Here is a 24687-nt window from a genome sequence, read left to right as displayed (position 1 = left end):
TTTAAAACTCAAATCGTCTCTTAAAAAAATTTGAACTTTTGATTTCAACTTTTTTTGGACAACGCAAAGTTGTCCTCGATGTATATTAAACGTAAATTACGCAATGGTTTTCAACGCTTCACCCACGGCAGCAAATATCTGCGTGATTTGTTCCTCCGACACAATCAGTGGCGGTGAGAAAGCCAAGATGTCGCCTGTGTAACGCACCAATACACCATGGTGATAGCAATGCAAAAAGGCTTCGTATGCACGCGCACCCACCGCACCATCGCGCGAATTTAACTCAACACCACCCACCAGTCCTAGATTACGAATGTCTTTCACATGCGGCGCACCTTTGAGTCGATGAATCTCGTCCTCAAAGTGTTGCGACAAGCTGGCGGCGCGTTCAAAGAGTTTTTCTTCTTTGTACAAATCCAAGGCTGCACAAGCTGAAGCAGCGGCGAGAGGATGGGCGGAATAGGTATAACCGTGGAAAAATTCAATGGCGGCCTGTGGTGCGCTGTTAATCACGGTGTCATAAATTTCGTTTTTACACACAACCGCCCCCATGGGAACGGCGGCATTGTTCAAACCTTTTGCCACCGTCATCAAGTCAGGGGTGACGCCAAAATACTGAGCCGCAAAAGGTGTACCCAAACGACCAAAGCCCGTAATCACCTCATCAAAAATCAACAATAACCCATGCTTGTCGCACAATTCACGTAATCGCTTCAAATACCCTTTTGGCGGAATCAACACCCCTGTCGAGCCAGCAAGCGGCTCTACAATGACTGCAGCGATGGTTGAAGGGTCGTGCAAGGTTAAAATATTTTCGAGATTGTCCGCTAAATGTGCGCCCCATTCGGGCTCACCGCGACTAAAAGCGGCGTGTTCAAGATTCAAAGTGTGTGGCAGGTGGTCAACGCCTGGCATTAAATTGGCGGAAAAATGCTTGCGGTTGCCACCAATGCCACCAACAGAAATACCACCAAAACCAACGCCGTGATAACCGCGTTCACGACCAATAAATTTAGTACGCTGTGCCTCACCTCGAGCACGGTGATATGTCAACACCATTTTCAAAGCCGAATCAACCGCTTCTGAGCCTGAGTTCGTGAAAAACACTTTGTCCATGCCAGCAGGTGTGATTTCAGCCAATTTGCTCGCAGCCTCGAACGCTTTTGGGTGCCCCATTTGAAACATGGGCGCATAATCCAAAGTCGCCGCAGTGTCCGCAATCGCTTTCACGATGGTTTCGCGCCCATGCCCCGCATTCACACACCACAGACCCGCCGTACCATCCAACACTTGGCGACCATCGTCCGTGGTGTAATACATCCCTTGCGCCGACACAAATAAACGCGGGGCGGCTTTAAATTGTTTATTCGCCGTAAACGGCATCCATAAATGGTCAGTTTGAACGGGCATGTCTTTGTCTCCAATGTAAGTAATGTATTAGATGGTTGCACCGCCATTGGTTAGGCGGCATCAGTTTTTGATGTGTCACTATAGTTGAAATATTGGTCTGTCAATAGCTCCAATTTATACGCCCGAATCAGACCATTTTTATGACTTTATCTTTATTATTTACTTCGTTATTTAAAGGTTCGTTAGCAGCCACCGCAACAGCCCGTAATCATTTTTTATGATTGCCCCTAAAACCGTTATAATTGCGGATAATTTTATCGACACCCCCGCCCTTGGCGTTTTGGGGTGTTTTACTGTTTTTAGACCAAACTTTAGATGTTCTCATGACTTTTTCAGCTGCCCCCACACTCACCTCACTCGCTCAACGTCTAAAAGTCGGGCAACGCTACACACAAAACCTTCCCGTTGGTTCTGCGGATGCACTGTTACTGACTCAACTGTCTGAAACCCTGTCGACGCATGACAAACGTTTGACCGTGGTGTTGTGTGAACATGCACAAGACGCGCAACGTTTACAAGCAGAAATGGCGTATTTTGCTCCGCACCTATCGATTCTTCAGCTACCTGATTGGGAAACTTTACCGTACGACCGCTTTTCGCCACACCATGATTTGGTGTCCGAACGCTTGCAAACTTTATACAGCTTGACGCAGAAGCAATGCGACATTTTGATTGTGCCTGTCAGTACAGCCTTGTATCGATTATCGCCCCCTGATTTTTTATTGGCGCGTACTTTCAGCTTTAAACAAAATGAAAAATTGGATGCGCAGCTATTGCGCGAACAGTTGGTGAATGCGGGTTATCAAGCCGTTAGTCAAGTGATTGCACCTGGTGAGTTTGCATTTCGAGGCGGCTTAATTGACTTGTTTCCGATGGGCAGCGTATTGCCTTTTCGTTTGGATTTATTTGGCGATACGATTGAATCCATCAAAACTTTTGATGTGGACAGCCAGCGCACGCTGTATCCAGTCCCTAAAGTTCAGCTTTTACCTGGGCGCGAATACCCTACGGATGAGGCGGCAAGGGGTGTGTTTCGCAACGCATGGCGTGAAAAATTTGAGGGCGATGCCTCAAAACACGCTCTTTACAAAGATGTCGCCAACGGTATTTTTAATGCGGGGATTGAATATTATTTGCCCTTGTTTTTTGAGCAAACCGCAACGATTTTTGACTACATTGCCGCCGATGCGACCATTGTATTGCACGGTTTGGCGCAAACCACCATCCGTTCATTTTGGACCGATACGGCTCAGCGTTATGCGTTTCTCAAAGGAGACAACGCTTCGCCCGTATTACCGCCTGAAGCGTTGTTTTTGAATGATGAACAATTTTTTGCGCACTTACAAAATTTTGCGCAATTGTCGTTGCGTCCAAAAATCAATGACGAGGCGGCTGAAGCACAATTGGCACAACTGACGCAGGCTTTACCTGACGTTCGCGTGAACACTCACCATGATGCGCCGTTCGCAGCACTGACTCAACTGTGTAAGACCAACACGGCAAACAATATTCCAACCGTTATTTTTGCCGAAAGTTTAGGTCGTCAAACCACCCTGTCTGAAACATTAGAACGACACGGCATCAGCGTGCGCCCGATAGAATTGTGGGCGCAGATCAGCTCGCTCGACACCGCTCAAGTTTACATCAGCCACTCGCCTTTAGAACGTGGTTTCACCCTCAGTGACCGCACGTCGAGTTTATGCCTCATCACAGAAACAGAACTATACGCTGCCAATCAAGGGACACGAGCACGGCGTCGCTCGGAAAAAACCTCCAATGTTGACATGATGATTGCCTCGTTATCCGAACTGCGCATCGGCGACCCCGTTGTGCATCAGGAGCACGGCATTGGACGTTATCAAGGCTTGATGAATATGGACATGGGCGATGGTGTGAATGAGTTTTTACATCTCGTTTATGCCAACGACACGGCCTTGTATGTGCCTGTTTCTCAACTCTCGGTGATTTCACGCTACGCAGGTCATGACCCAGAGCACGCGCCACTACACACTTTGGGTACCGACCGCTGGCAAAAAGCACGCAAAAAAGCCGCTGAACAAATTCGCGACACCGCAGCAGAGTTGCTCAATTTATACGCTCGCCGTGCCTTACGCAAAGGGCATGCTTTTGAATTGAGCGCCAATGATTACGAAGTTTTCGCCAACGACTTTGGCTTTGAAACAACGCCCGACCAAGCCAGCGCCATCGCCGCTGTCGTCCATGATTTGGTGTCAGATAAGCCAATGGATCGGCTGGTTTGTGGTGACGTGGGCTTTGGCAAAACCGAGGTCGCCTTACGCGCAGCCTTTATTGCAGCAATGGGCGGCAAACAAGTGGCCATACTTGCCCCCACCACCCTACTCGCCGAGCAGCACTTTCAGACATTCAGCGACCGTTTCTCAAAATGGCCCATCAAAATTGCCGAAGTGTCGCGATTCAACACTGGCAAAGAAACCACTCAAGTGCTCAAAGGTCTGGCTGAAGGCACCATCGACATTGTCGTTGGTACGCATAAATTATTATCGGACAACGTGGCTTTTGAACGGCTTGGCTTGGTCATCATCGATGAGGAGCATCGTTTTGGCGTGCGTCAAAAAGAAATGCTCAAAAACCTACGCGCCGAGGTGGATATTTTGACCATGACCGCCACCCCAATTCCACGCACCATGAGTATGGCGATGGAAGGGGTGCGCGATTTATCCATCATCGCCACAGCACCACAAAAGCGACTCGCCATTAAAACCTTTGTTCGCCGTGAAGAAAATGGCGTCATCCGCGAAGCCATCCTGCGTGAGCTGAAACGCGGCGGTCAAGTGTATTTTCTACACAATGAAGTTTCAACCATCGAAAACCGTCGTGAACAACTCGAAAAACTCATCCCCGAAGCGCGCATCGCCGTCGCACATGGACAAATGCACGAGCGCGACCTAGAACGCGTGATGCGCGATTTTTACCATCAACGCGCCAATATTTTGCTCTGTACGACCATCATCGAGACGGGTATTGACGTTCCCAACGCCAACACCATCATCATGCATCGCGCCGATAAATTTGGACTCGGACAATTGCACCAACTGCGCGGTCGAGTCGGTCGTTCGCACCATCAAGCCTACGCTTACTTACTGATTCATCATGAAGACTCGCTCACCAACCAAGCCACACGCCGATTGGATGCGATTTGTCAGATGGAAGAACTCGGCTCTGGTTTTTTCTTGGCCATGCAAGACATGGAAATCCGCGGTGCTGGTGAAATTTTAGGTGACAAGCAGTCTGGCAACATGCATGAAATTGGTTTTACCCTCTACAACGACATGCTCAACGCCGCCATCAAAGCAATGCGCAAAGGTATAGAACCCGACCTCGCCGCCCCGCTCGGCGTGACTTCAGAAATTAACCTGCATACACCAGCCCTGCTTCCTGCCGAATATTGTCACGATGTCAATGAACGTTTAAATTTATACAAACGTCTTGCCAGCACCGATAATTTAGAAGATTTGCTTGGTTTACAAGAAGAAATGATTGACCGATTTGGTGCATTCCCGCCTGCGGCTCAAGCACTACTCGAAACCCACAAACTCCGTTTACGCGCCAACGAAATGGGCTTGAGCAAAATCGATGTATCAGCGGAACTTGGGCATTTGCATTTCTCTGACAACGCCCCTGTCGATGGACTTAAAATCATTCAACTGATTCAAAAAGACCGCAACATACAGCTAAACGGCAATAACAAGCTAAAAATCACGTCAAAAATGAATGAGCTGAGTGACCGCGTGGCACGCGTGCATCAAGTGCTGGATGCGTTAAAGTAGTCGCAAAAAATCCCAAGTGAACTCACTTGGGATTTTTACTTGATTACTCAATCTGTCAATCACTTAACATGAGCCGCCGCTCGTTCACGATACATCTGCAAGAACCGCGCGAATCGACCAATTGCTTCACGCAACTGCTCTTCGTGAGATAAAAATACAAAGCGCAGGTGGTCGTGCGCATGCCAATTAAAACCTGTTCCTTGCACAAGCAGCACTTTTTCTGTTTCTAAAAACTCAAGCACAAAATCTTGGTCGTTTTGGATAGGGTAAATTTTTGGGTCTAATTTAGGAAATAAATACATGGCGGCTTTGGGCTTCACGCAAGTCACCCCAGGAATCGCACAAATCAATTCATAAGCCAAGTCGCGTTGACGCGCCAAACGACCATTTGGCGCCACCAAATCATCAATGCTTTGATAACCACCAAGCGCGGTTTGAATCGTATGTTGAGCGGGTGCATTGGCGCACAAACGCATTGAAGCCAACATGACCAAGCCCTCAATGTAGTCTTGCGCGGCTTCTTTAGCCCCTGATAGCACCATCCAGCCTGCGCGATAACCACAAGCACGGTAGTTCTTTGATAAACCATTCATGCTGATAAAAAACACATCGTCAGCCAAAGAGGCTATCGCCGTATGCTCATGCCCATCGTACACCACGCGATCATAAATCTCGTCGGCCATGACAACCAGACCAAACTCACGAGCAACCTCAATGATTTGTAACAGGGTCTCATTGGAATACAAGGCTCCTGTTGGATTGTTCGGATTAATGACAACAATCGCTTTGGTTTTAGGCGTGACTTTGGCTCGAATGTCTTCAATTGAGGGCGCCCAACCTTTTTCTTCGTCACACAAATAATGCACCGCCGTACCACCAGCCAACGTTGTTGAAGCCGTCCATAATGGATAGTCAGGCATGGGCACCAGCACTTCATCGCCATCATTCAATAAGGCGTGCATGGCAAATCCAATCAATTCAGACACGCCGTTGCCAATAATAATATCTTCTAAGGTAACGCCTTTGATATTTTTACGCTGGGTATAATGCATAATGGCTTTGCGCGCGGAGAAAATACCTTTTGAATCTGTGTAACCCGCCGCCTTGGGTAAATTGGCGATTAAGTCATGCTCCATTTCCTCGGGCACTTCAAAATCAAAAGCGGCAACGTTGCCAATATTAAGTTTAATAATTCGTTGCCCTTCCGCTTCCATTTCGTAGGCTTTTTGCATGATTGGACCGCGGATGTCGTAACAAACATTATCAAGTTTGTGGGCTTTTTTGAGTGGGCGCATCAAGATTTCTTTCTAAAAAATGAACCACCTTGGTGATATGATTCAATGTCATCCTTTAACTTTTAAAGTTCGTCCCAATCTATCAGGATAAGAACTGTTGCTTTGCTCAAAAAAGCTGAAGCAACAAAAAAGAATGTAAAAACAAGAGTGTACACGAGCCAAACCCTATTTTCCATTTAAAATAACAAATATATGTTTTTTTTGTGATTTTATTTGGTTTTAGATTTATTATCAGTTTTTATTACTTAATAACATTAAATAACATGCACTTTCAACCAGAGCTTAATCCGCACTTAAATACGATTACCGCGTGCGACCACGATGCCATTAAAATCAATCAAACACCTTATGCGTCCAGTATTTGGGTCACCCCCGAAGGCGAGGTAAAAATATTGGAGGCCAGCCACTTCAGTGAGTTGACGGAGGAGCTGTTTGAAACCGTATCTAAAGCAACCCCAGAAGTGGTACTCGTTGGCACGGGCAGTCAACAGCATTTTATTCACCCCGCGAAACTCGCGCCGCTCAACCGCGCACGCATTGGGGTTGAATGTATGAGTAGTCAGGCCGCTTGCCGCACCTACAATGTATTGATGGGTGAAGGACGACGTGTGCTCGCGCTGATTTTACTGCCCGACTAATTTGCGCAGACTACTTGCTGTATTGACGAACCAACTTTCTCACCATTTTACAAAGGGTCATTACCATGAGCACTCTCTTACACACAGCAATAACAGACATTCCCCTCACCATGACGACCCCAACTGTGGGTGTGTCACAAGAATTTAAACTGTCTAACTATCGAGGCAAAACCGTGGTGGTGTACTTTTATCCCAAAGACAATACGCCAGGTTGCACCAATGAGGCGATGGATTTTCGCGACATGTATGAGCAATTTTTAACCGCTAACGCCGTGATTGTCGGTGTGTCGCGCGACAGTTTAAAGTCACATGACAATTTCAAGAATAAGCTTGAATTGCCTTTCGAGCTCATCAGCGACCCTGAAGAAAAACTGTGCTCGCAGTTTGATGTCATTAAACAAAAGATGATGTATGGCAAGCAGGTTCGCGGCATTGAACGCAGTACTTTTGTTATTGATGGCAACGGCATCCTTCAATGCGAATGGCGTAAAGTAAAGGTCGCAGAACACGCCAATGAAGTGCTTGCTGCGGTTAAGCGTCTCAACACGTGACCATAAAAATGCAATCATAAAACAACTGACCATAAATAAGCCCTAGCGAAACAAGCTAGGGCTTTTGCGTTTATGATTGTAAGTGTTGTATGATTCAGCATGGATGGGTGAATAAACAACTTGATTCAAATGAGCGCGATTCACCTCTGATAGACACTTATAATTAATCCACATAAAAAGCAATTGGACACATGATGACGCTTTTTATATCTTGACGGAGAATAGACACATGCCTTTACCTAAAGCCCCCACAAAAAAAGGCAGTTTATTGACCCAATATACAACTGGGCATTCAGAAGTTAAATCCGCTGCAAGCAGCAAAACGCAAAAGTCAACAGGTCTCAAAAAACAAAGCGCACCCAGCATAACAAACACCATTCAACCGAAACCGATGGCCAATACAGCCTCAACAACAAGCCGCGCGGGAGTGGCTCAAACCGCGCCGATGGCTCAATCAACGCCCGCAAAACTCAAGCGAACTCGCAAGCGTTCTGACTCCAACACTGCGCGTAAATTGTTCGTACTGGACACCAATGTGATGTTACATGACCCCTCTTGTTTCTTTCGCTTCGAGGAACACGATGTATACCTCCCGCTTGTGACACTTGAGGAATTGGACAATCACAAAAAAGGCACGACAGAAACCGCCCGTCACGGTCGCCAAGTCTCACGAAAGCTTGACCAGTTAATGAATGCCGTACCCAATGGCATTGATGATGGGATTCCGTTAAACGTCTTGGACAATCAATTAAACCTTGGTCGCTTGTTTTTTCAAACCCAATTCCTTGCGGACGACTTGCCCAAAAGCCTGCCATCAGGCAAAGCCGATAACCAAATCCTCGGCGTGGTTCATAGTTTACAAACACTGCATCCCAACCGCAGCGTTGTCTTGGTCTCTAAAGACATCAATATGCGCATCAAGGCTCGAGCGCTGGGCTTAAATGCCGAAGACTACTTCAATGACCAAGTCATTCAAGATTCCGATGTGCTATACAGCGGACAACTGGCACTGCCCGCTGATTTTTGGGAAAGCCACAGCAAGCACCTTGAGTCATGGCAAGAAGGCAGCCACACCTTTTATCGTATCCAAGGCCCGCTGGTGTCGCAGATGAACGTGAATCAATTTGTTTATCTTGAGTACCCAGACATGATTAACTTCTATGGCCAAGTACTGCATGTTGAAACCGACGGAGCCAATAACGCCAAAAGTGCAACCCTTCGAACACTGGTTGACTACTCGAATCCTAAGCATGGGGTTTGGGGCATCGGCGCACGCAATCGCGAACAAAATTTCGCGCTGAATGTGTTGATGGATCCCGACATTGACTTCATCACTTTGCTCGGTCAAGCGGGCACAGGTAAAACCTTGGTCACAATTGCCGCCGCCCTGCAACAAACTTTAGAAATGGGACGTTTCTCAGAAGTCATCATCACCCGCATCACCGTCCCCGTAGGCGAAGACATTGGCTTTTTGCCTGGCACTGAAGAAGAAAAAATGACACCTTGGATGGGCGCGTTACAGGATAATCTTGAAATACTCATTAAAGGCGATGCCAATGCAGGTGAGTGGGCGCGCGCGGCCACCAACGAGTTAATCAAAAACAAAGTCAAAATTAAAGCGATGAGCTTTATGCGCGGCCGTACATTTGTCAACAAGTTACTCATTCTTGACGAAGCACAAAACCTTACACCTAAACAAATGAAAACCCTGATTACCCGCGCAGGCCCAGGCACGAAAGTGGTGTGTCTAGGTAATTTGGCGCAAATCGACACGCCGTATTTAACCGAAGGCTCTTCAGGCTTGGCTTACGTGGTTGAGCATTTTAAAGGCTGGGCGCACAGCGCACATATCACATTGATGCGAGGCGAGCGTTCGCGCTTGGCCGACCATGCAAATGAAGTATTGTAATTTTAATTATTCACTTAATTAACTAATTAACTAATTAACTAATTAACTAATTAACTAATTAACTAATTAACTAATTAACTAATTAACTAATTAACTAAACCATTAATTTAATTGTGTACTGACATGAACCAACAATCACTGACCCAAGAGCAAATTGAAACCATTTTTCGCGACATTCAGTTGGACAGCAAAAACAACCAACACGACTCTGTCTTACAAAAATGTGATTTCTTATTACAGTTTTTACCCACTGCGCATGGCATTCATTACTACAAAGCACTTGCTTTATCGATGAAAGGCATGAATGATTTGGCTTATGACATCCAGTTGATTGGCTTGCAGTACGACCCTGACAATGCCGCGTACCATTTCAATGCCGCAACATACGCACAAGAAAAAAACGATGTGCTGCGCTCAATGATGCATTATCAACGTAGTCTGCACATTAAACCCGATTACCAAGAAGCATTATGGAATTACAGCGAACAACTGCGCTTAGACGGTCATATCGAAATGGCGATTGACTGTTTGCATCGTTTAATAGAATTAGGCGAAGATCACTACGATAAATTTTATAATCGTCTCGTCGCCTGCTACGCGCTTCTAGATGAATACCAAGAACGGGCTCACGCCTTATACAAAAAGCTGTTACAAGACCCAACAGACGATGTCGCACGTTGGGGGTACGCACTCGATGAACTCAGACAAGAACATTTTGATACGGGATTTACCTACTATAACCGACGCTTTGAAAGCAGTTATTTGAACAATGCCTATTGTTATAACTTCCCCTATCCTCTGCTTGGGGAAAAGATTAAAAAAGGGCAAGTGATAGTGGTACATGGTGAGCAAGGTTTAGGCGATGAAATGATGTTTATGTCGCCCATGAATGAACTACTGGCTGAAGCCAAAGCCGCTCAAGCGAAAGTCATCATTGCCTGCAAACCATCTCTGGTGCGTTTATTTGCAAGCAGCTTCCCCGAAACCCGTGTCTTCGCCCACACCTACCGTGAGCCTTCTCAAGACATCGCCCAACTTAAAGTAGATGCACATTTGCCAATGGGGCATTTATTGCAACGCTATCGTAAGTCTTTGGCAGATTTTGACAACAACCGACACGCTTATTTTGTCGCCGATTCTCAACGTACAGCTTACTTTGACCAGCGTATCAAGATTCAAGGACGCGAGTCAAAAGATGGCAAACGCCGCTTACGTGTTGGCTTGATGTGGGGCACTGTGTCCTCAGAGACCGTACAACGTTTCGAGCGCGCCGCCAGCAAGAAGAGCATTCCATTGCCTCTATTTAAACCTTTCATCGACTTAGTTGATGACATTGAATTTGTCAGCTTACAAAACAAAGACCGTGGCTCAGAGGCGGCTTTGTTGCCCGAGCTTCAAATGATTGATTTTAGTTTAGAACAAGATGATTTTTACGACACCGCAGCGATTATTAAGAACCTAGATATTGTGGTGTGTGTGTGCACTTCTGTATCTCACTTGGCTGGAGGGATGGAAGCGGAGACTTGGGTGCCTCTGATTAAAAACCCTGATTGGCGGCATGGATTGCCGACGCGTGACACCAGTTATTGGTACAACAACACCCGCTACTTTAGACAAACACAAACCGACCAATGGAGCGATGTGATTGATAATTTAGCAACAGCGCTCAGAGAAAGAGCGGCTCAATTTAAATCGTAACAGCGTCACTATTACACTACACTGTTACACTGTTATTGCGCTTTATTTTCCTTGCAAACGAGCCAAGCCTTAATTCACTCAAGGCTTGGCTCTCTTTTTGCTGTGTATTCCAGGTATTGAAAGATTATTAATAAAAATGTTATTAAATGTTATTAATAGAAGAAAATTGCGGTCATCAAGCCTGTAAATGTTAACACCAAAGCAAGAATATAAATCTGAAAAGTACGGTGATAATACATGCCGACATTTTCTTGGTCATAACGGTTATTGAGTAACCGATAAAGCGTGACAATCATCAAAATGACACCCAAAAACAAGCCGCCTGCTGTCAGCCAATCTGCGGTGCCTTTCAAAGTAACACCACCATCATCCTCGGTCGCCCAATTCCCCATAAAGCCCAGCGCGAAACCCATGATAATACCGAGAGAGGTCACCATCGGCTGACGAAAATCTTTGATGTCGTGATTCATATTTTTACTGTTGTGCATGTTTTTTCCTTATTTTTTGATTGAAATTTCATGTGCCCACATCGTTTTTAATGCTTGCCAAGCCTCGCGTTTGAGCAATGGTGTATCTAATATTGCCCCCAAACTTGGGATTCGCCACACATGGGCATGGGCATTAGGTAATACCACATCACCCAATAACAACACCTTTAACTGTTCTGGTATCGATACAGCCAAATCACTGACTGTCTGTACTTGTAAACGTTCAAAACTGGGTAAACCCGTGTTTTGCTCTATTGTGTTGACTTGTTCCGCCTTGTGGCTATACACCACTTCTGTGTTTTTTGCGTGTATGGCCGCCATCATCCCCGCCAACAAATAAGATTCTTCAGCCGTCAAGCCCTGAGCACCAAGTACCCAATAACGCGCGGTTTTGATGCACTCTGGCAGCTCGACTGGAGTCGTCTCGGGCGTATCGACTTGCGCATCACTCTGACTTGCAATTAGTTTACTCTGCCAGCGAGTAATGCCCATGACATCCAGCCATTCAGGGTGATATTCAGGATAAGTCAGTATTTCAGTTTGCATACGTGTCCATGTTCAAAACACTAAAAATCTTGTTTGGTTTGTGATGACTCTATGATTCGCGTGATTTATCTAAGAGTTTTTAAGAGTTTTTTAAGGAAGCGTTTCTGTCCTTCAAAAATCCAAACGTAATATCAAGGCATCTTCTCGTCCACCCGTAAGCGAATTTTGATAATACTTTATACGTCGTCCGACTTCTACAAAGCCCAATTTGCGATACAACGCACGAGCCGATAGATTACTTACCCGCACCTCTAAAAAACAAAAACTTAATCCAATGCATTTAATTTTAGCCTGCTCAAAAGCATGGTTCAATAAACCACAAGCAATGCCACGGCCTTGAAATCCGTGCGCCACGCCCACTGTCAAAACTTCCATTTCCCCCACAACCACTTGGGTTATCAGATACGCCACTATGCGCCCATCCTGCACCGCCACCCAACCTGCATAATGCCCCGTCAATAAATCCGCCACCCCAAGCATTTGAGAACGTGACCAGGGTTCAATGTGTACAGCGGCTTCAATATCAGCCACATCAGGCAAATCGGCATCTGACAACGAACGAAAAATAAGGCTCACGCCTGCTCCTGCAAAAGTTTCGCTGCTTCGCGTTCGGCAATGGTTTGAGCAATTTTGTCGCGCACATACAGTGGCGCGATGTCGTGACTCGCTTGATAACGCTGTTCGCGAAAGCAACGTTGGGCAAGTGGTAATAAATCGACCGCGTTCGGTGCAGCATGGTCGATATCAGCCAATAAGTAACCTTGTGCAACTGACCACGCCTGAACATCGGGAAAGCTTGCCCACGCGTTGCCCGCTAAACTCACGGAAGCCTCCGCATTCAAGCCTGCCGCAAAATTTTGTAAATCACTTAATACACCTAAGCTAGGGGCGTGTTCCACCGTATATTGACCATCATCCGAAAAATAATACGCCGCCCAATACATTTGCTGCATACGCGCATCATTCGCCACCCACACAAGCCCTGCTTGACCGCGCGACTTAAAAGCCGCTTGTGCCAATGCCAATAAAGACGACAAAGCAATCACAGGTTTACCCGTGGCATAAGCCAAGCCCTGTACAACCGCCACCCCTAAACGCACGCCAGTAAAGCCACCGGGGCCAATGCCGACCACAAAAGCATCTAAATTTTTTAGGCCCATCCCTTGTTTTTCGAGTAAACGACGCACCATAGGCAAAACATGCTCGGAATGGGTTTGTTCCGTTGGGCTGTGTTCAGTCGACACTTGCCCATTAACATCCAAGGCCACTGAACAATAAGCACTTGACGTATCAATTGCCAATAAAGCCGCACTCATGCGTCCACCCGACACAACATGACAACGGCTTCACATGCAATCCCCTCTGACCGACCTAAAAAACCGAGTTTTTCGCACGTTTTTGCCTTCACATTAACGGCACTCACTTCGACCGCCAAATCTTGAGCGATGTGTTCTCGCATGTTGATAATATGTGGAGCCATTTTGGGAGCTTGAGCAATGATGGTCGCATCTAAATTGCCTAAAACGTACCCAGCATCTAACACTTTTTGATAGGCATGCTTAAGTAGCTCTCGACTATTTGCCCCCTTAAAACGAGAATCGGTATCGGGAAAGTGCTGACCAATATCCCCCAAGGCCAAAGCACCCAATAATGCATCGGTCACGGCATGCAATAACACATCGGCATCAGAATGCCCCAATAACCCTTTTTCAAAAGGAATGGTCACACCACCAATAATCAAGGGGCGACCTTCAACCAGCGCATGCACATCAAAGCCTTGCCCAATCCGAAAAGCCAAAGAAGCTGCTTTCATATTTTCTTTCAAAAATTGTTTACTTAATAACCCGCTGAATTAAGCCTTCATTTGCGTCAACCAAAATTCAGCGAGTTTAAAATCATGTGGATAGGTCACTTTTAAGTTGGCAACCTCACCTTGAACCAACAAAGGCGACACACCTGCCCACTCCATAACGCTCGCTTCATCCGTGATGCCCGCTGCAATCGTCTCATCAACCAGAGCATCCGACAACGCATTGTATAGGACATCTAATTTAAACATTTGTGGGGTTTGAGCCGCCCATAATTTTTTTCGATCAAGCGTTTTTTTAACCTGTACCTCATCTTCAGAATACTTGACCGTGTCAACCATGGGAACGGCCAACAAACCACCAATTGCGTCTCTTTGCAGCACTTCATCATGCAATTTCTTGATAAAAGAACCTTGAATACAAGGGCGCGCAGCGTCATGCACCATCACCCATGTATCATCGTGAGAGTCGTCGAGCACGCCTAAGGCATGACACACAGACTGCGCACGGGTTTCTCCGCCGACTCGGATGGCTTTGACGGCATCCCCTACCAAGGGCGCAACCAAAACGTCATACCAAGCATCCTTTGGAGAAAGCACCACGTACACTTCTTGAACCACATCACACTTCAAAAAAGCCATAATGGTATGCACCAACATCGGCACGCCATTCAGTTCTTTATATTGTTTCGGTAGCGGTGTCCCAGCGCGCTCGCCTTGCCCTGCTGCACAAATCAGTGCCACAACAGATGTTTTTGCTTGACTCATCCAAGCCTCCCTCAATTTTTTTGCTAAAACAACATGATACATTAGCGCTCAAAAAACATGGACGAGGCTTCATTTCGAGCCAACCCATGCGCCTCATAACTAAAACGCTAGAGATTTTTTTCAGCCACGCCCATACACCGTTGATAGCGGGCATTGACGCTATTTGCGTACCATTCTGTGGTCAAACTGCGGGTGATTTTTTCACTCTTTAAAAAAATTTTCGGCAAGGCGGCGGGAACGGGTTTTAAGCCTTTGGCCTGCATCAATTGAATGACCGTCGCATAAGTTGTGGTATTTTCAAACTCAATGGATTTTTCACGAGCCAAATCATCCGCAATGGTTTGTGCTTGAATGTTTTTAGCCGACTTGCTAAACAATTGTATGAGCGCGGCTTGTGTTTGTGAATTTTTTGAACGATCTGTACCACTTGCGTGCGATAACAAGTCACCGTCAGGGACAATTTTTTGCCCAGTCAACTGACTCAACATCACTTGAAAACCCGCATTTCGACTGGCGTATTGCCCAGCGTTAAAATCTGCAAAACGGTACAAGACATTATCATATCGAGCGGGGTAATACAGCAAATGAGCCGTGCCATAAAACACACCCCCCACACGCGTGTACAAAGTGTCGCGCATATTGGCTGTTGGCTTACCTAATGTCTGCGCCAAACGACGTGAATAATCAATGGACACTTGCATCGAACCAACGGTAGAGACCAAATCATCAACACCCTTGCCCAGACGGTCGAGTATTAAGCCCGTAAATTGTGCCTCAGTAAAAGCTTCGTACCAACGCACCAAGTCTCGCTCTGTTTTGATGTTTTTGATGGCTTGGCGAAACGTGAGGCCATTGCTCATGGTCTGACTCAAACGCACTTCAAGTGCCGCCAACATGAGTAAATTTTCTTCCATCTTGGCGATTTTTTTAGTCAACAATTGATTCAAACCAGCGACAGGCGGGTCTTCTTTAAACCCGCTTTCCTGCTCAATCACAGCCATGACCGAACAAACATTGGCATTGGTACGCTGCAACTTCAGCTCGTCTAAAGTAGCCAAAATATCATTCACCCAACCTTGAGGTTCGTCAACCCGCCGTCCTTGTTGAATCATTTTGGCAAAGACGGCATCAGGCGCAATAAGTTTTTGCACCGCTGCACTTTGCTTGGGGCCGCCTTGTTGTGGGCAAGCGGTCAATAACAATGCCGCACTTGTGGCACACAGCAGTTTGAATGCACGCATCATGATAAAGACGTGTACTTCGGATTAGATGTTGTTCGCCAACTGGACGGCCAAACCTGTATAGGTTGCAGGCGTCATGGCGAGTAGGCGAGATTTTTCATCGGCAGGAATCGCCAAGTTTTGAATAAACTCTTGCAATGCTTCTCGGGTGATGCCTTTTCCTCGCGTGAGTTCCTTGAGTTGCTCATAGGCATTCGGCACGGCATAGCGGCGCATAACGGTTTGAATCGGCTCGGCCAAAACTTCCCAACAATTGTTCAAATCGTCGTCAATTTTATGCGCGTTTAACTCCAACTTCGCCAAACCTCGTAAACATGCGTCATACGCAATGAGTGAATAGCCCAAACCAACGCCCATGTTGCGCAAAACAGTAGAGTCCGTCAAATCTCGCTGCCAGCGCGAAACGGGCAGTTTTTCAGACAAATGCTTGAGCATGGCATTCGCTAAACCAAGGTTGCCCTCTGAGTTTTCAAAGTCAATCGGGTTGACTTTATGTGGCATGGTGGATGAACCAATTTCACCAGCCTTGGTTTTTTGCTTGAAAAAGCCCAACGAAATATAACCCCAAATGTCGCGATTGGCATCGAGCAAAATGGTGTTAAAACGCGCCAAAGCATCAAAATACTGTGCCATATAATCGTGTGGCTCAATTTGAGTGGTGTATGGATTCATGACCAAACCCAAGTCGTTTTCAATCACATTTTTTGAGAAGGATTGCCAATCAAAATCAGGATAGGCGGATACATGTGCATTGTAGTTCCCAACCGCACCATTCATCTTCGCTAGCAATTGCACTTCAGAAAACACTTTTCGCGCACGTTCTAAGCGATAAGCGATGTTGGCAAACTCTTTGCCTATACTCGAAGGCGAAGCAGGTTGGCCATGGGTGCGAGACAGCATTGGCTGTTCTGCGTATTCTTTTGCCAAAGTTTTAAACTGTTGAACCAGTTCGTCCATGTGTGGCAACAAAACATCCGCACGGGCTTTTTTGAGCATTAAACCATGCGAAGTGTTATTGATATCCTCAGAAGTACAAGCGAAATGAATAAACTCAGCGGCGGCGGCCAATTCTTTCAAATCCGCTCGTGCTGCCATTTTTTCTTTAAGATAATATTCAACTGCTTTCACATCATGGTTGGTTACTTTTTCAATGTCTTTGATGCGCGCCGCATCATCTTCGTCAAAGTTATCGACCACCATCGTCAAATACGCCACTGCAATTTCAGAAAAGGCAGGTAACTCAGCCAAGCCCGCTCGTGATAAAGCAAGCACCCAAGCCACCTCAACCTTAACACGGTGGTGCAACAATCCAGCTTCGGACATGATTGGGCGCAACGCATCAACTTTCGAAGCATAACGTCCGTCAAGGGGGGAAATGGCGTATAAGGCTGTGTTCATAGTTCAACTTTCTTACGATTTAAAATCGAGTTTTCAATGCAAGACGTCATTTTAACCTGTTTGACCTGTAAACCCAAGATGGCATTTACGATATTAAACATAATTTTAGGTTTTAGACTTTAAACGAAAGCCACTAAAGTCTATTGGCGTTATCAAAAAGATATCAATCTGCCTTTTATGAAATGTATTGAACACTATTAAATTGAAAGCAAACCTATAGAAAGATAACAATCAATTTTTTTAATCCACTATACTTATGCGATAAACTAAACAAAAAAAAGGAGACGACACCATGAAAGGCTTATTGCGCCTATCCAAATCCATCGACAACTTGAATGAACGCGTTGCTAAATTCATGCTATGGGGAGTTTTAATCGCCGTATTAATTTGCTCAATCAATGCCATTTCGAGAAAACTATTCAGCAGCAGTGCATTTTTTCAGCACAACTCCAGTGTGATGTTTGAATTGCAGTTTTTTTTATTTTCTTGCATTTTTTTATTTGGAGCGGCGTATACCTTGCGTCACGATGCACACGTCCGCATCGATGTCCTTAGTTCACGTTATTCGGAACGCGGACAAGTCAAACTCGATATTTTTGGTTTCATATTTTTCATGTTGCCGATTTGTTGTTTAATTTTTTACTACAGTTTGAGCTTCTTCACTCAATCTTTTCATAACAGCGAACACTCAGGAGACAGTGGCTTGCTGCTTTGGCCTTTCAAACTACTCATGCCCGTTGGCTATTTTTTGTTAATTTTGCAAGGCCTTTCTGAACTGATTAAACGCTTCGGTTATATGAAAGGCTTAGTGCCTTTTTCAGAGTTTCGTAAAGCCAATCACACACCAGAGGACGAGGTACGCGAATATCTGGAAGCCACTCAACAAACTCGCCAAAGCCAATAAAACTTAATACATAAAAATCAAAAACTTCGGAGACATCTATGGAACTTCTTGCGGCCAACCTTGCACCTATTATGTTTTTGGGCCTAATTGCCTTTATGCTATCGGGTTTTCCAATTACTTTTTCTCTCGCAGCCAATGGTCTGCTGTTTGCTGCGATTGGCATTGGTTTGGGAATTTTAAACCCCAACCTCATGCAGGCTTTACCCAATCGAGTGTACGGCATCATGATGAACGACACCCTGCTGGCGATTCCATTTTTTACATTCATGGGTCTGATTTTAGAACGCTCTGGCATGGCAGAGGATTTACTTGACACCATTGGACAGCTGTTCGGCCCCGTCCGTGGCGGTTTGGCTTACGCCGTGATTTTGGTTGGTGCGCTGCTCGCCGCCACCACAGGAGTTGTGGCCGCATCAGTCATCGCCATGGGTTTGATTTCCTTACCTTTGATGCTTAAGTATGGTTACGATAAGCGTGTGGCCGCTGGCACGATTGCCGCGTCAGGCACGTTGGCACAAATTATTCCACCCTCATTGGTACTCATCGTTTTGGCCAGTCAGTTGGGGCGACCTGTTGGCGATTTATACAAAGCAGCGTTCACGCCTGGCTTCATCTTAGTTGGGTTGTATCTTTTCTATATTCTCATCGTTTCAATCGTCAAACCATCTTGGGTTCCAGCCCTCCCCCTATCCGCCCGCACCTTTAAACCTACACAAAATGGGCGCTCGGGTGCGGCATCTTTGCTCATCATGGTCGCGCTGGCGGTCGCGGTGTTTTATACATTTTTTAGCTACAGCACCCAAGGTGTATCTGAAACCCATAAAATCTTTGGTGCTGATACGATTGAAGAGTCTTTCGGCCGTGCCAAAATTTTGGCGTTATCTTTGGCCATATTTGTTTTGTATGGTTTAGCCAAAGCAGATCAACTTTTAAAATTACACGTGTTGAGCGATATGACTCAACGTGTAATTTTTGTATTGGTTCCCCCATTAGCTTTGATATTTTTGGTTTTAGGTACGGTCTTTATGGGCATAGCCACACCCACCGAAGGTGGTGGACTGGGTGCGTTGGGTGCTATTTTATTGGCAATGTCTAAAGGGAAACTGAATCTTGGCTTAACCAAACAGGCCATGGAGTCGACACTCAAACTCACCAGTTTTGTTCTATTCATCCTCATCGGCTCAACCGTATTTAACCTTGTATTTCAAGGTGTTAAAGGCGACAAATGGGTTGAGCATCTACTCACTGCGATTCCAGGTGGACAAATTGGTTTTCTGATTGTCGTTAATCTTTTATTTTTTGTTTTGGCGTTCTTTTTAGAATTTTTTGAGTTGTCATTTATCTTAGTGCCTTTAATTGCCCCTGTGGCTGAAAAACTAGGAATTGATCTTGTTTGGTTTGGCGTGCTGTTAGCCGTCAATATGCAAACGTCATTCATGCACCCACCATTTGGCTTTGCCTTATTTTACTTGCGCTCAGTCGCACCTAAATCGGTCAAAACCAGCGACATTTATTTGGGTGCCATTCCTTACGTCGTCATACAATTGATTGTGGTCGCACTTATCATTATATTTCCCAATATTGTGGTCACCGACAAATCCAAAAGCAACGGCACGACTCCAGCCATATTGAATTCAACAGGCGTCGTAACGCCCGCATTAAATCTAGATATGGGCAACAAGACAGGCTCGGCAGCGCCAAAATTAAGTGCTCCCATTTTAGATGTAACACAACCAGCCGCTGCTGACTCTAAAAAATCGGCTACTGAAACAAAATCAAATGAAAAAAGCGCACCAAAGTTTGATTTTGTTCCCACCAAATGACAGTAACAACCAATAGCTGTGAAAGAAGTGAATAAATCTTAACTTAAAAAGCCCAATCATGGGCTTTTTAAATGTGCAAACGTGCCTGCTTATGATTGGATTTATGATTACATGATGCTTGACGTATTGTGAATAATTAAAGCCACGCTGCACTATCCAAAAAACCACTGGAGATAAGCGCAGATTCAGTCAACCACAAGCATTGGAGTCATCTAACAATGATAATTCGGTTACAATGGCACAAAAACGATGGGATAATATTGGTTCGCATCCATTGTTTTTTCAAGGGTTATTGCGTTGAGTTTAACCCCTCAAATTTGTTTTTACCTAACATTTATTTACCTATCAAATAGTTACAAAAAGGATTGTCATGTCATCAGTACGTTTCACCACCAACCAAGGCTCATTTGTTGTTGAACTCAATGCCGAAAAAGCACCTAAAACAGTGGCTAACTTCATCGAATACGTGAACGCAGGATTTTACAACGGTACAATTTTTCATCGAGTCATCTCTAATTTCATGATTCAAGGCGGTGGTTTTGAAGTGGGCATGAAACAAAAAAGTACCAATGCACCTGTAAACAACGAAGCAGACAATGGTTTGAAAAATGATACTTATACCATTGCAATGGCTCGCACAAGCGACCCTCACTCAGCAACTGCACAATTTTTCATCAATGTGACCGATAACGACTTTTTGAACTTCACCGCACCTACACCTCAAGGTTGGGGTTACGCAGTATTTGGTAAAGTCACTGAAGGCTCTGAAGTCGTAGACGCCATCAAAAAAGTAAGAACCAGCCGCGCGGGTATGCACGCCGATGTGCCGATGGAAGATGTCATCATCGAAAAAGCTGAACTCATCTAAACGATTCAGCATCCAAAAGCACTCGTTCACAATGAACAACCCACACCCCACTCTATCTCGCCCAATGGATACATCTGTGCCCAGCGAATTGAGCGGGGTGTGTTTCATTTCAGATTTGCATTTGTCGGTCAATATGCCTCGCACTTTGGCACAGTTTGAATATTTTTGCGAAACCATTGCGCCTCAATACAATGCACTCATCATTCTGGGCGACCTATTTGAATATTGGGTTGGTGACGATGCTGCCCTAGAAAATCCTGCAGCTCAACGCGTGGCAGAAAGCCTATCTAAGTTGGCCCAAAGTGGCATTTTTATTGGGTATATGGTTGGTAACAGGGACTTCCTCGTTCGAGAGGAATACACGGCCTTTGCTCACATGACCCCACTACCAGACCCATGTGTAATCACAATCAACCATCAACGTGTCTTATTGACTCACGGCGACTTGATGTGTAGCCATGAGAAAGGCTATCAACTGTTTCGACGCTTGGTTCATACCAGCTGGATTCAAAATGTGTTTCTCAAACTGCCTTTATCTTGGCGCAATCAACTGGCAAAAAAAATTCGCAACACCTCGAAACAACGTGAATATAAAACGCATGACAACATGCAAATACAGGACATTCCAGCCCATACAGCAGAGGCATGGTTTAAGACATACGCCAGCCGTTATATCATCCATGGTCACACCCACCAGCCCAGCACCCATCTGACTTTTGACACCACGCGAGTGGTCTTGCCTGATTGGGAATGTGAAAACCCTGACAAAATACGCTGGGGTTACATCAGTTGGTTAGAAAACAAGGATAAGCCCGAATTGATTGTCATCACACAGTGACCTATAAGTAACCTATGAAAACAAAAAACCACGACAACTGTCGTGGTTTTTTTTTGAGGCTCTATCACGCCTTGATGCAGTAAAACGCACGTTTACCTGGATAAGACGCTGTTTCACCCAACGCTTCTTCAATGCGCAACAATTGATTGTATTTCGCAATGCGGTCAGAACGTGACAAAGAACCCGTTTTAATCTGCCCCGCATTCAAACCCACGGCAATATCAGCGATGGTTGAGTCTTCGGTTTCACCCGAGCGATGGCTAATCACAGCGGTATAACCTGCTCGTTTGGCCATCTCGATGGCGGCGAATGTTTCGGTCAAAGTGCCAATTTGATTGATTTTAATCAAAATTGAATTGGCAATGCCTTTGTCGATGCCTTCCTTGAGGATTTTGGTATTGGTGACAAACAAGTCGTCACCAACGATTTGGATTTTTTTACCCAAAATATCGGTCAAATATTTCCAACCATCCCAATCGCCTTCGGCCATGCCGTCTTCGATGGTAATAATCGGAAATTTATCGACTAAATTCGCCAAATAATCTGCCATTTCTTTGCTCGACAGGCTGAGGGTTTCGCCTGGTAGCTCGTATTTGCCATTTTTATAAAACTCAGATGCAGCACAATCCAAACCAATCAAAATTTGCTCGCCCGCTTTGTAACCAGCCGCTTCAATCGCTTGTATTACGGTGTTCAAACACTCTTCATTCGACTGAAAATTCGGTGCAAAACCACCCTCATCGCCCACCGCAGTGTTCATGCCTTTGTCATGAAGAATTTTCTTTAACGCATGGAAAATTTCTGCGCCCGCACGCAATGCCTCACGGAATGAGTCAAAACCTGCTGGGATAACCATGAACTCTTGAAACTCAAGATTATTATCCGCGTGCGCACCGCCATTGACAATATTCATCATTGGAACTGGCAATTGCATGGCGCCTGAACCACCAAAGTAACGATACAAAGGTAAGCCGACTTCATTCGCAGAAGCACGCGCAACCGCCATTGACACCGCCAACATGGCATTTGCACCCAAGTTAGACTTATTGTCTGTACCATCCATTTGAATCAATGTTTGGTCGATTAAAGCCTGCTCTGATGCTTCCATGCCAATCACTGTATCTGCAATCACCGTATTGATATGGTCAACCGCTTTCAACACACCTTTACCCAAATAGCGCGACTTGTCACCATCTCGCAGCTCAATCGCTTCGCGCGAGCCTGTTGACGCACCAGAAGGAACCGCAGCACGAGCCGTTGCGCCCGACTCAAGCAAAACCTCACATTCAACAGTTGGATTACCACGCGAATCCAAAATTTCGCGTCCAACGATATCAATAATAGCACTCATTATTTTTCTCCTAAATTAAAAAAACAAACCGCACCCTCACGCGGTAAAGATTGTTCCCTACTGGGTTTCAATTCTAAATTGATTTAATTATGCCAAGCCTTCAACAATGACAATATTGGCAATCGCAGCGTCTTTACGTAATTCTCGTCCTTTTTTATAAGTCTCTGAATCGTAAAAAGCCTGCGCTTTTTCAACTGAAGCAAATTTCAAAATGACGGTACGAGGATGAACATGCCCCTCTAAAACTGTTTGCGCACCACCCCGCACCAGTGGCTCTGCACCGTGCTCTTCAATGGCCTTTGAAGAAAAAGCGCGATACTGGTCGTATTGCTCTGGATTGGTAACATCGACATTAAAAATCATATATGCAGGTACGGTCATTTTAAACTTTCCAAATAAAAACGCAAAGCATAGACCGCTTTGCGTTAAAAAACATTACCAAGTGTTGAAGTTATCTTCTAAGAACATGCCGTTGGCTTTTACTGCCACATCCAGAGATTTCAAAGTGGAGAGCAACTCTTTCATACGCGATAACGGCACCGCATTAGGACCATCAGACCACGCCTCGCTTGGGTTGGGATGGGTTTCCATAAAAAGACCCGCCACACCAACCGCGACAGCAGCACGCGCCAAAACAGGTACAAACTCACGTTGTCCGCCACTGGTTGAGCCTTGCCCCCCAGGGAGCTGAACTGAATGGGTCGCGTCAAATACTACAGGCGCGTTGGCTTCACGCATAATCGCCAAGCTGCGCATGTCGGACACAAGATTGTTGTAACCGAAACTCACGCCACGTTCACACGACAAAAAATTGTCCTCCTCTAAGCCCAGTTCACGCGCAGCACTGCGTGCTTTTTCAATGACATTTTTCATGTCCGATGGAGCCAAAAACTGACCTTTTTTGATATTCACAGGTTTACCACTTTGCGCGACCGCACGAATAAAATCAGTTTGACGACACAAGAAAGCAGGCGTTTGTAAGACATCAACCACACTCGCCACTTCGGCGATGTGTTCAATTTCATGAACGTCTGTCAACACAGGCAAGCCCGTTTGACGGCGCACTTCATCTAAAATATTCAAACCACTCTCAAGCCCCACGCCACGTTTGGTATTGCCCGATGAGCGGTTCGCTTTGTCAAACGAACCTTTATAAATCAAAGGAATACCGAGTTCAGCGGTCATTTCTTTAAGCTGTCCAGCCACATCTATCGACATGCCTAAACCTTCAATTGAACATGTGCCTGCAATCAAAAAGAAAGGCTGATTTAAACCAACGTCATAACCACATAATTTCATACATTCTCCTCGTCCTCAAGACGGTCAAGGCACAATAAGCGTAACT

At 45.5% G+C, this 24687-nt stretch carries 22 protein-coding genes; 9 read left to right on the top strand and 13 right to left on the bottom strand.

Annotated elements, in window-relative coordinates; genetic code table 11:
• Nucleotides 1–96 precede the first annotated feature (96 nt).
• Nucleotides 97–1410 carry an omega-aminotransferase AptA gene (gene aptA, locus DFR44_RS03745; protein WP_133619371.1) on the bottom strand — a complete coding sequence of 438 codons (1314 nt, stop codon included), beginning with the start codon at nucleotides 1408–1410 and terminating at the stop codon, nucleotides 97–99.
• A gap of 323 nt (nucleotides 1411–1733) precedes the next feature.
• Here aptA and mfd point away from each other — a divergent pair, with 323 nt between their 5' ends.
• Entirely contained in the window at nucleotides 1734–5219 is a 3486-nt protein-coding gene (gene mfd, locus DFR44_RS03740) for a transcription-repair coupling factor (RefSeq protein WP_133619370.1), read from the top strand.
• Between the two features lie 59 nt (nucleotides 5220–5278).
• On the opposite strand, the gene DFR44_RS03735 is transcribed toward mfd, so the two are convergent.
• A complete protein-coding gene (locus DFR44_RS03735) occupies nucleotides 5279–6514 on the bottom strand; it encodes a pyridoxal phosphate-dependent aminotransferase (RefSeq protein WP_133619369.1) in 1236 nt (411 codons plus the stop codon).
• Nucleotides 6515–6777: 263 nt separating this feature from the next.
• On the opposite strand from DFR44_RS03735, the gene DFR44_RS03730 reads away from it, so the two are divergent.
• The 4 genes from DFR44_RS03730 (at nucleotide 6778) to DFR44_RS03715 (ending at nucleotide 11310) form a co-directional block, all read left to right on the top strand.
• Nucleotides 6778–7152, top strand: coding sequence for an Mth938-like domain-containing protein (locus DFR44_RS03730; RefSeq protein ID WP_133619368.1), 375 nt, complete (start codon nucleotides 6778–6780; stop codon nucleotides 7150–7152).
• A gap of 65 nt (nucleotides 7153–7217) precedes the next feature.
• Nucleotides 7218–7703 (top strand): peroxiredoxin, encoded by a 486-nt coding sequence (locus DFR44_RS03725; RefSeq protein ID WP_133619367.1) that lies wholly within the window; start codon nucleotides 7218–7220, stop codon nucleotides 7701–7703.
• A 229-nt stretch (nucleotides 7704–7932) separates the two neighbouring features.
• Nucleotides 7933–9612 (top strand): PhoH family protein, encoded by a 1680-nt coding sequence (locus tag DFR44_RS03720; RefSeq protein ID WP_133619366.1) that lies wholly within the window; start codon nucleotides 7933–7935, stop codon nucleotides 9610–9612.
• A gap of 123 nt (nucleotides 9613–9735) precedes the next feature.
• Nucleotides 9736–11310 (top strand): tetratricopeptide repeat protein, encoded by a 1575-nt coding sequence (locus DFR44_RS03715; protein ID WP_133619365.1) that lies wholly within the window; start codon nucleotides 9736–9738, stop codon nucleotides 11308–11310.
• 152 nt (nucleotides 11311–11462) lie between these two features.
• On the opposite strand, the gene DFR44_RS03710 is transcribed toward DFR44_RS03715, so the two are convergent.
• The 8 genes from DFR44_RS03710 to purB all read right to left on the bottom strand — a co-directional run bounded on the left by DFR44_RS03710 (nucleotide 11463) and on the right by purB (nucleotide 17558).
• Entirely contained in the window at nucleotides 11463–11798 is a 336-nt protein-coding gene (locus tag DFR44_RS03710) for a hypothetical protein (RefSeq protein ID WP_133619364.1), read from the bottom strand.
• Nucleotides 11799–11807: 9 nt separating this feature from the next.
• Entirely contained in the window at nucleotides 11808–12344 is a 537-nt protein-coding gene (locus DFR44_RS03705; protein WP_133619363.1) for a hypothetical protein, read from the bottom strand.
• Nucleotides 12345–12455: 111 nt separating this feature from the next.
• Nucleotides 12456–12920 (bottom strand): ribosomal protein S18-alanine N-acetyltransferase, encoded by a 465-nt coding sequence (rimI, locus tag DFR44_RS03700; protein ID WP_162845144.1) that lies wholly within the window; start codon nucleotides 12918–12920, stop codon nucleotides 12456–12458.
• Complete coding sequence (tsaB, locus tag DFR44_RS03695; protein WP_133619361.1) at nucleotides 12917–13660, bottom strand: tRNA (adenosine(37)-N6)-threonylcarbamoyltransferase complex dimerization subunit type 1 TsaB; 744 nt, start codon at nucleotides 13658–13660, stop codon at nucleotides 12917–12919. The genes rimI and tsaB overlap by 4 nt, the downstream gene beginning before the upstream one ends.
• Nucleotides 13657–14157 (bottom strand): 2-C-methyl-D-erythritol 2,4-cyclodiphosphate synthase, encoded by a 501-nt coding sequence (ispF, locus tag DFR44_RS03690; RefSeq protein ID WP_211336890.1) that lies wholly within the window; start codon nucleotides 14155–14157, stop codon nucleotides 13657–13659. The genes tsaB and ispF overlap by 4 nt, the downstream gene beginning before the upstream one ends.
• 39 nt (nucleotides 14158–14196) lie before the next feature.
• The gene (ispD, locus tag DFR44_RS03685; RefSeq protein ID WP_162845143.1) at nucleotides 14197–14919 is read right to left on the bottom strand and encodes a 2-C-methyl-D-erythritol 4-phosphate cytidylyltransferase; all 723 of its coding nucleotides are present in this window, start codon (nucleotides 14917–14919) and stop codon (nucleotides 14197–14199) included.
• Between the two features lie 107 nt (nucleotides 14920–15026).
• Nucleotides 15027–16163 carry a DUF1615 family protein gene (locus DFR44_RS03680; protein ID WP_133619359.1) on the bottom strand — a complete coding sequence of 379 codons (1137 nt, stop codon included), beginning with the start codon at nucleotides 16161–16163 and terminating at the stop codon, nucleotides 15027–15029.
• A gap of 21 nt (nucleotides 16164–16184) precedes the next feature.
• Complete coding sequence (gene purB, locus DFR44_RS03675; RefSeq protein ID WP_133619358.1) at nucleotides 16185–17558, bottom strand: adenylosuccinate lyase; 1374 nt, start codon at nucleotides 17556–17558, stop codon at nucleotides 16185–16187.
• A gap of 292 nt (nucleotides 17559–17850) precedes the next feature.
• On the opposite strand from purB, the gene DFR44_RS03670 reads away from it, so the two are divergent.
• The 4 genes from DFR44_RS03670 to DFR44_RS03655 all read left to right on the top strand — a co-directional run bounded on the left by DFR44_RS03670 (nucleotide 17851) and on the right by DFR44_RS03655 (nucleotide 21991).
• Nucleotides 17851–18462 carry a TRAP transporter small permease subunit gene (locus DFR44_RS03670; protein WP_133619357.1) on the top strand — a complete coding sequence of 204 codons (612 nt, stop codon included), beginning with the start codon at nucleotides 17851–17853 and terminating at the stop codon, nucleotides 18460–18462.
• 38 nt (nucleotides 18463–18500) lie between these two features.
• A complete protein-coding gene (locus DFR44_RS03665; RefSeq protein ID WP_133619356.1) occupies nucleotides 18501–20285 on the top strand; it encodes a TRAP transporter large permease in 1785 nt (594 codons plus the stop codon).
• Between the two features lie 370 nt (nucleotides 20286–20655).
• Nucleotides 20656–21153, top strand: a complete 498-nt coding sequence (locus DFR44_RS03660) for a peptidylprolyl isomerase (RefSeq protein WP_133619355.1) — start codon at nucleotides 20656–20658, stop codon at nucleotides 21151–21153.
• The gene (locus DFR44_RS03655; RefSeq protein ID WP_162845142.1) at nucleotides 21122–21991 is read left to right on the top strand and encodes a UDP-2,3-diacylglucosamine diphosphatase; all 870 of its coding nucleotides are present in this window, start codon (nucleotides 21122–21124) and stop codon (nucleotides 21989–21991) included. Before DFR44_RS03660 ends, DFR44_RS03655 begins: the two co-directional genes overlap by 32 nt.
• A 64-nt stretch (nucleotides 21992–22055) precedes the next feature.
• On the opposite strand, the gene eno is transcribed toward DFR44_RS03655, so the two are convergent.
• The 3 genes from eno to kdsA form a co-directional block, all read right to left on the bottom strand.
• Nucleotides 22056–23342: a phosphopyruvate hydratase gene (gene eno / locus DFR44_RS03650; RefSeq protein WP_133619353.1), complete on the bottom strand. Its 1287-nt coding sequence runs from the start codon at nucleotides 23340–23342 to the stop codon at nucleotides 22056–22058.
• Between the two features lie 87 nt (nucleotides 23343–23429).
• Nucleotides 23430–23723, bottom strand: a complete 294-nt coding sequence (locus DFR44_RS03645) for a DUF1330 domain-containing protein (protein WP_133619352.1) — start codon at nucleotides 23721–23723, stop codon at nucleotides 23430–23432.
• A 54-nt stretch (nucleotides 23724–23777) separates the two neighbouring features.
• Entirely contained in the window at nucleotides 23778–24641 is an 864-nt protein-coding gene (gene kdsA, locus DFR44_RS03640; protein WP_133619351.1) for a 3-deoxy-8-phosphooctulonate synthase, read from the bottom strand.
• Nucleotides 24642–24687: the final 46 nt, after the last annotated feature.

This window comes from Hydromonas duriensis (assembly GCF_004363775.1).
GTDB classification, from domain to species: domain Bacteria; phylum Pseudomonadota; class Gammaproteobacteria; order Burkholderiales; family Burkholderiaceae; genus Hydromonas; species Hydromonas duriensis.
Note: the sequence above shows the minus strand (reverse complement) of the source record. Positions and strands in the feature narration are given on the sequence as shown.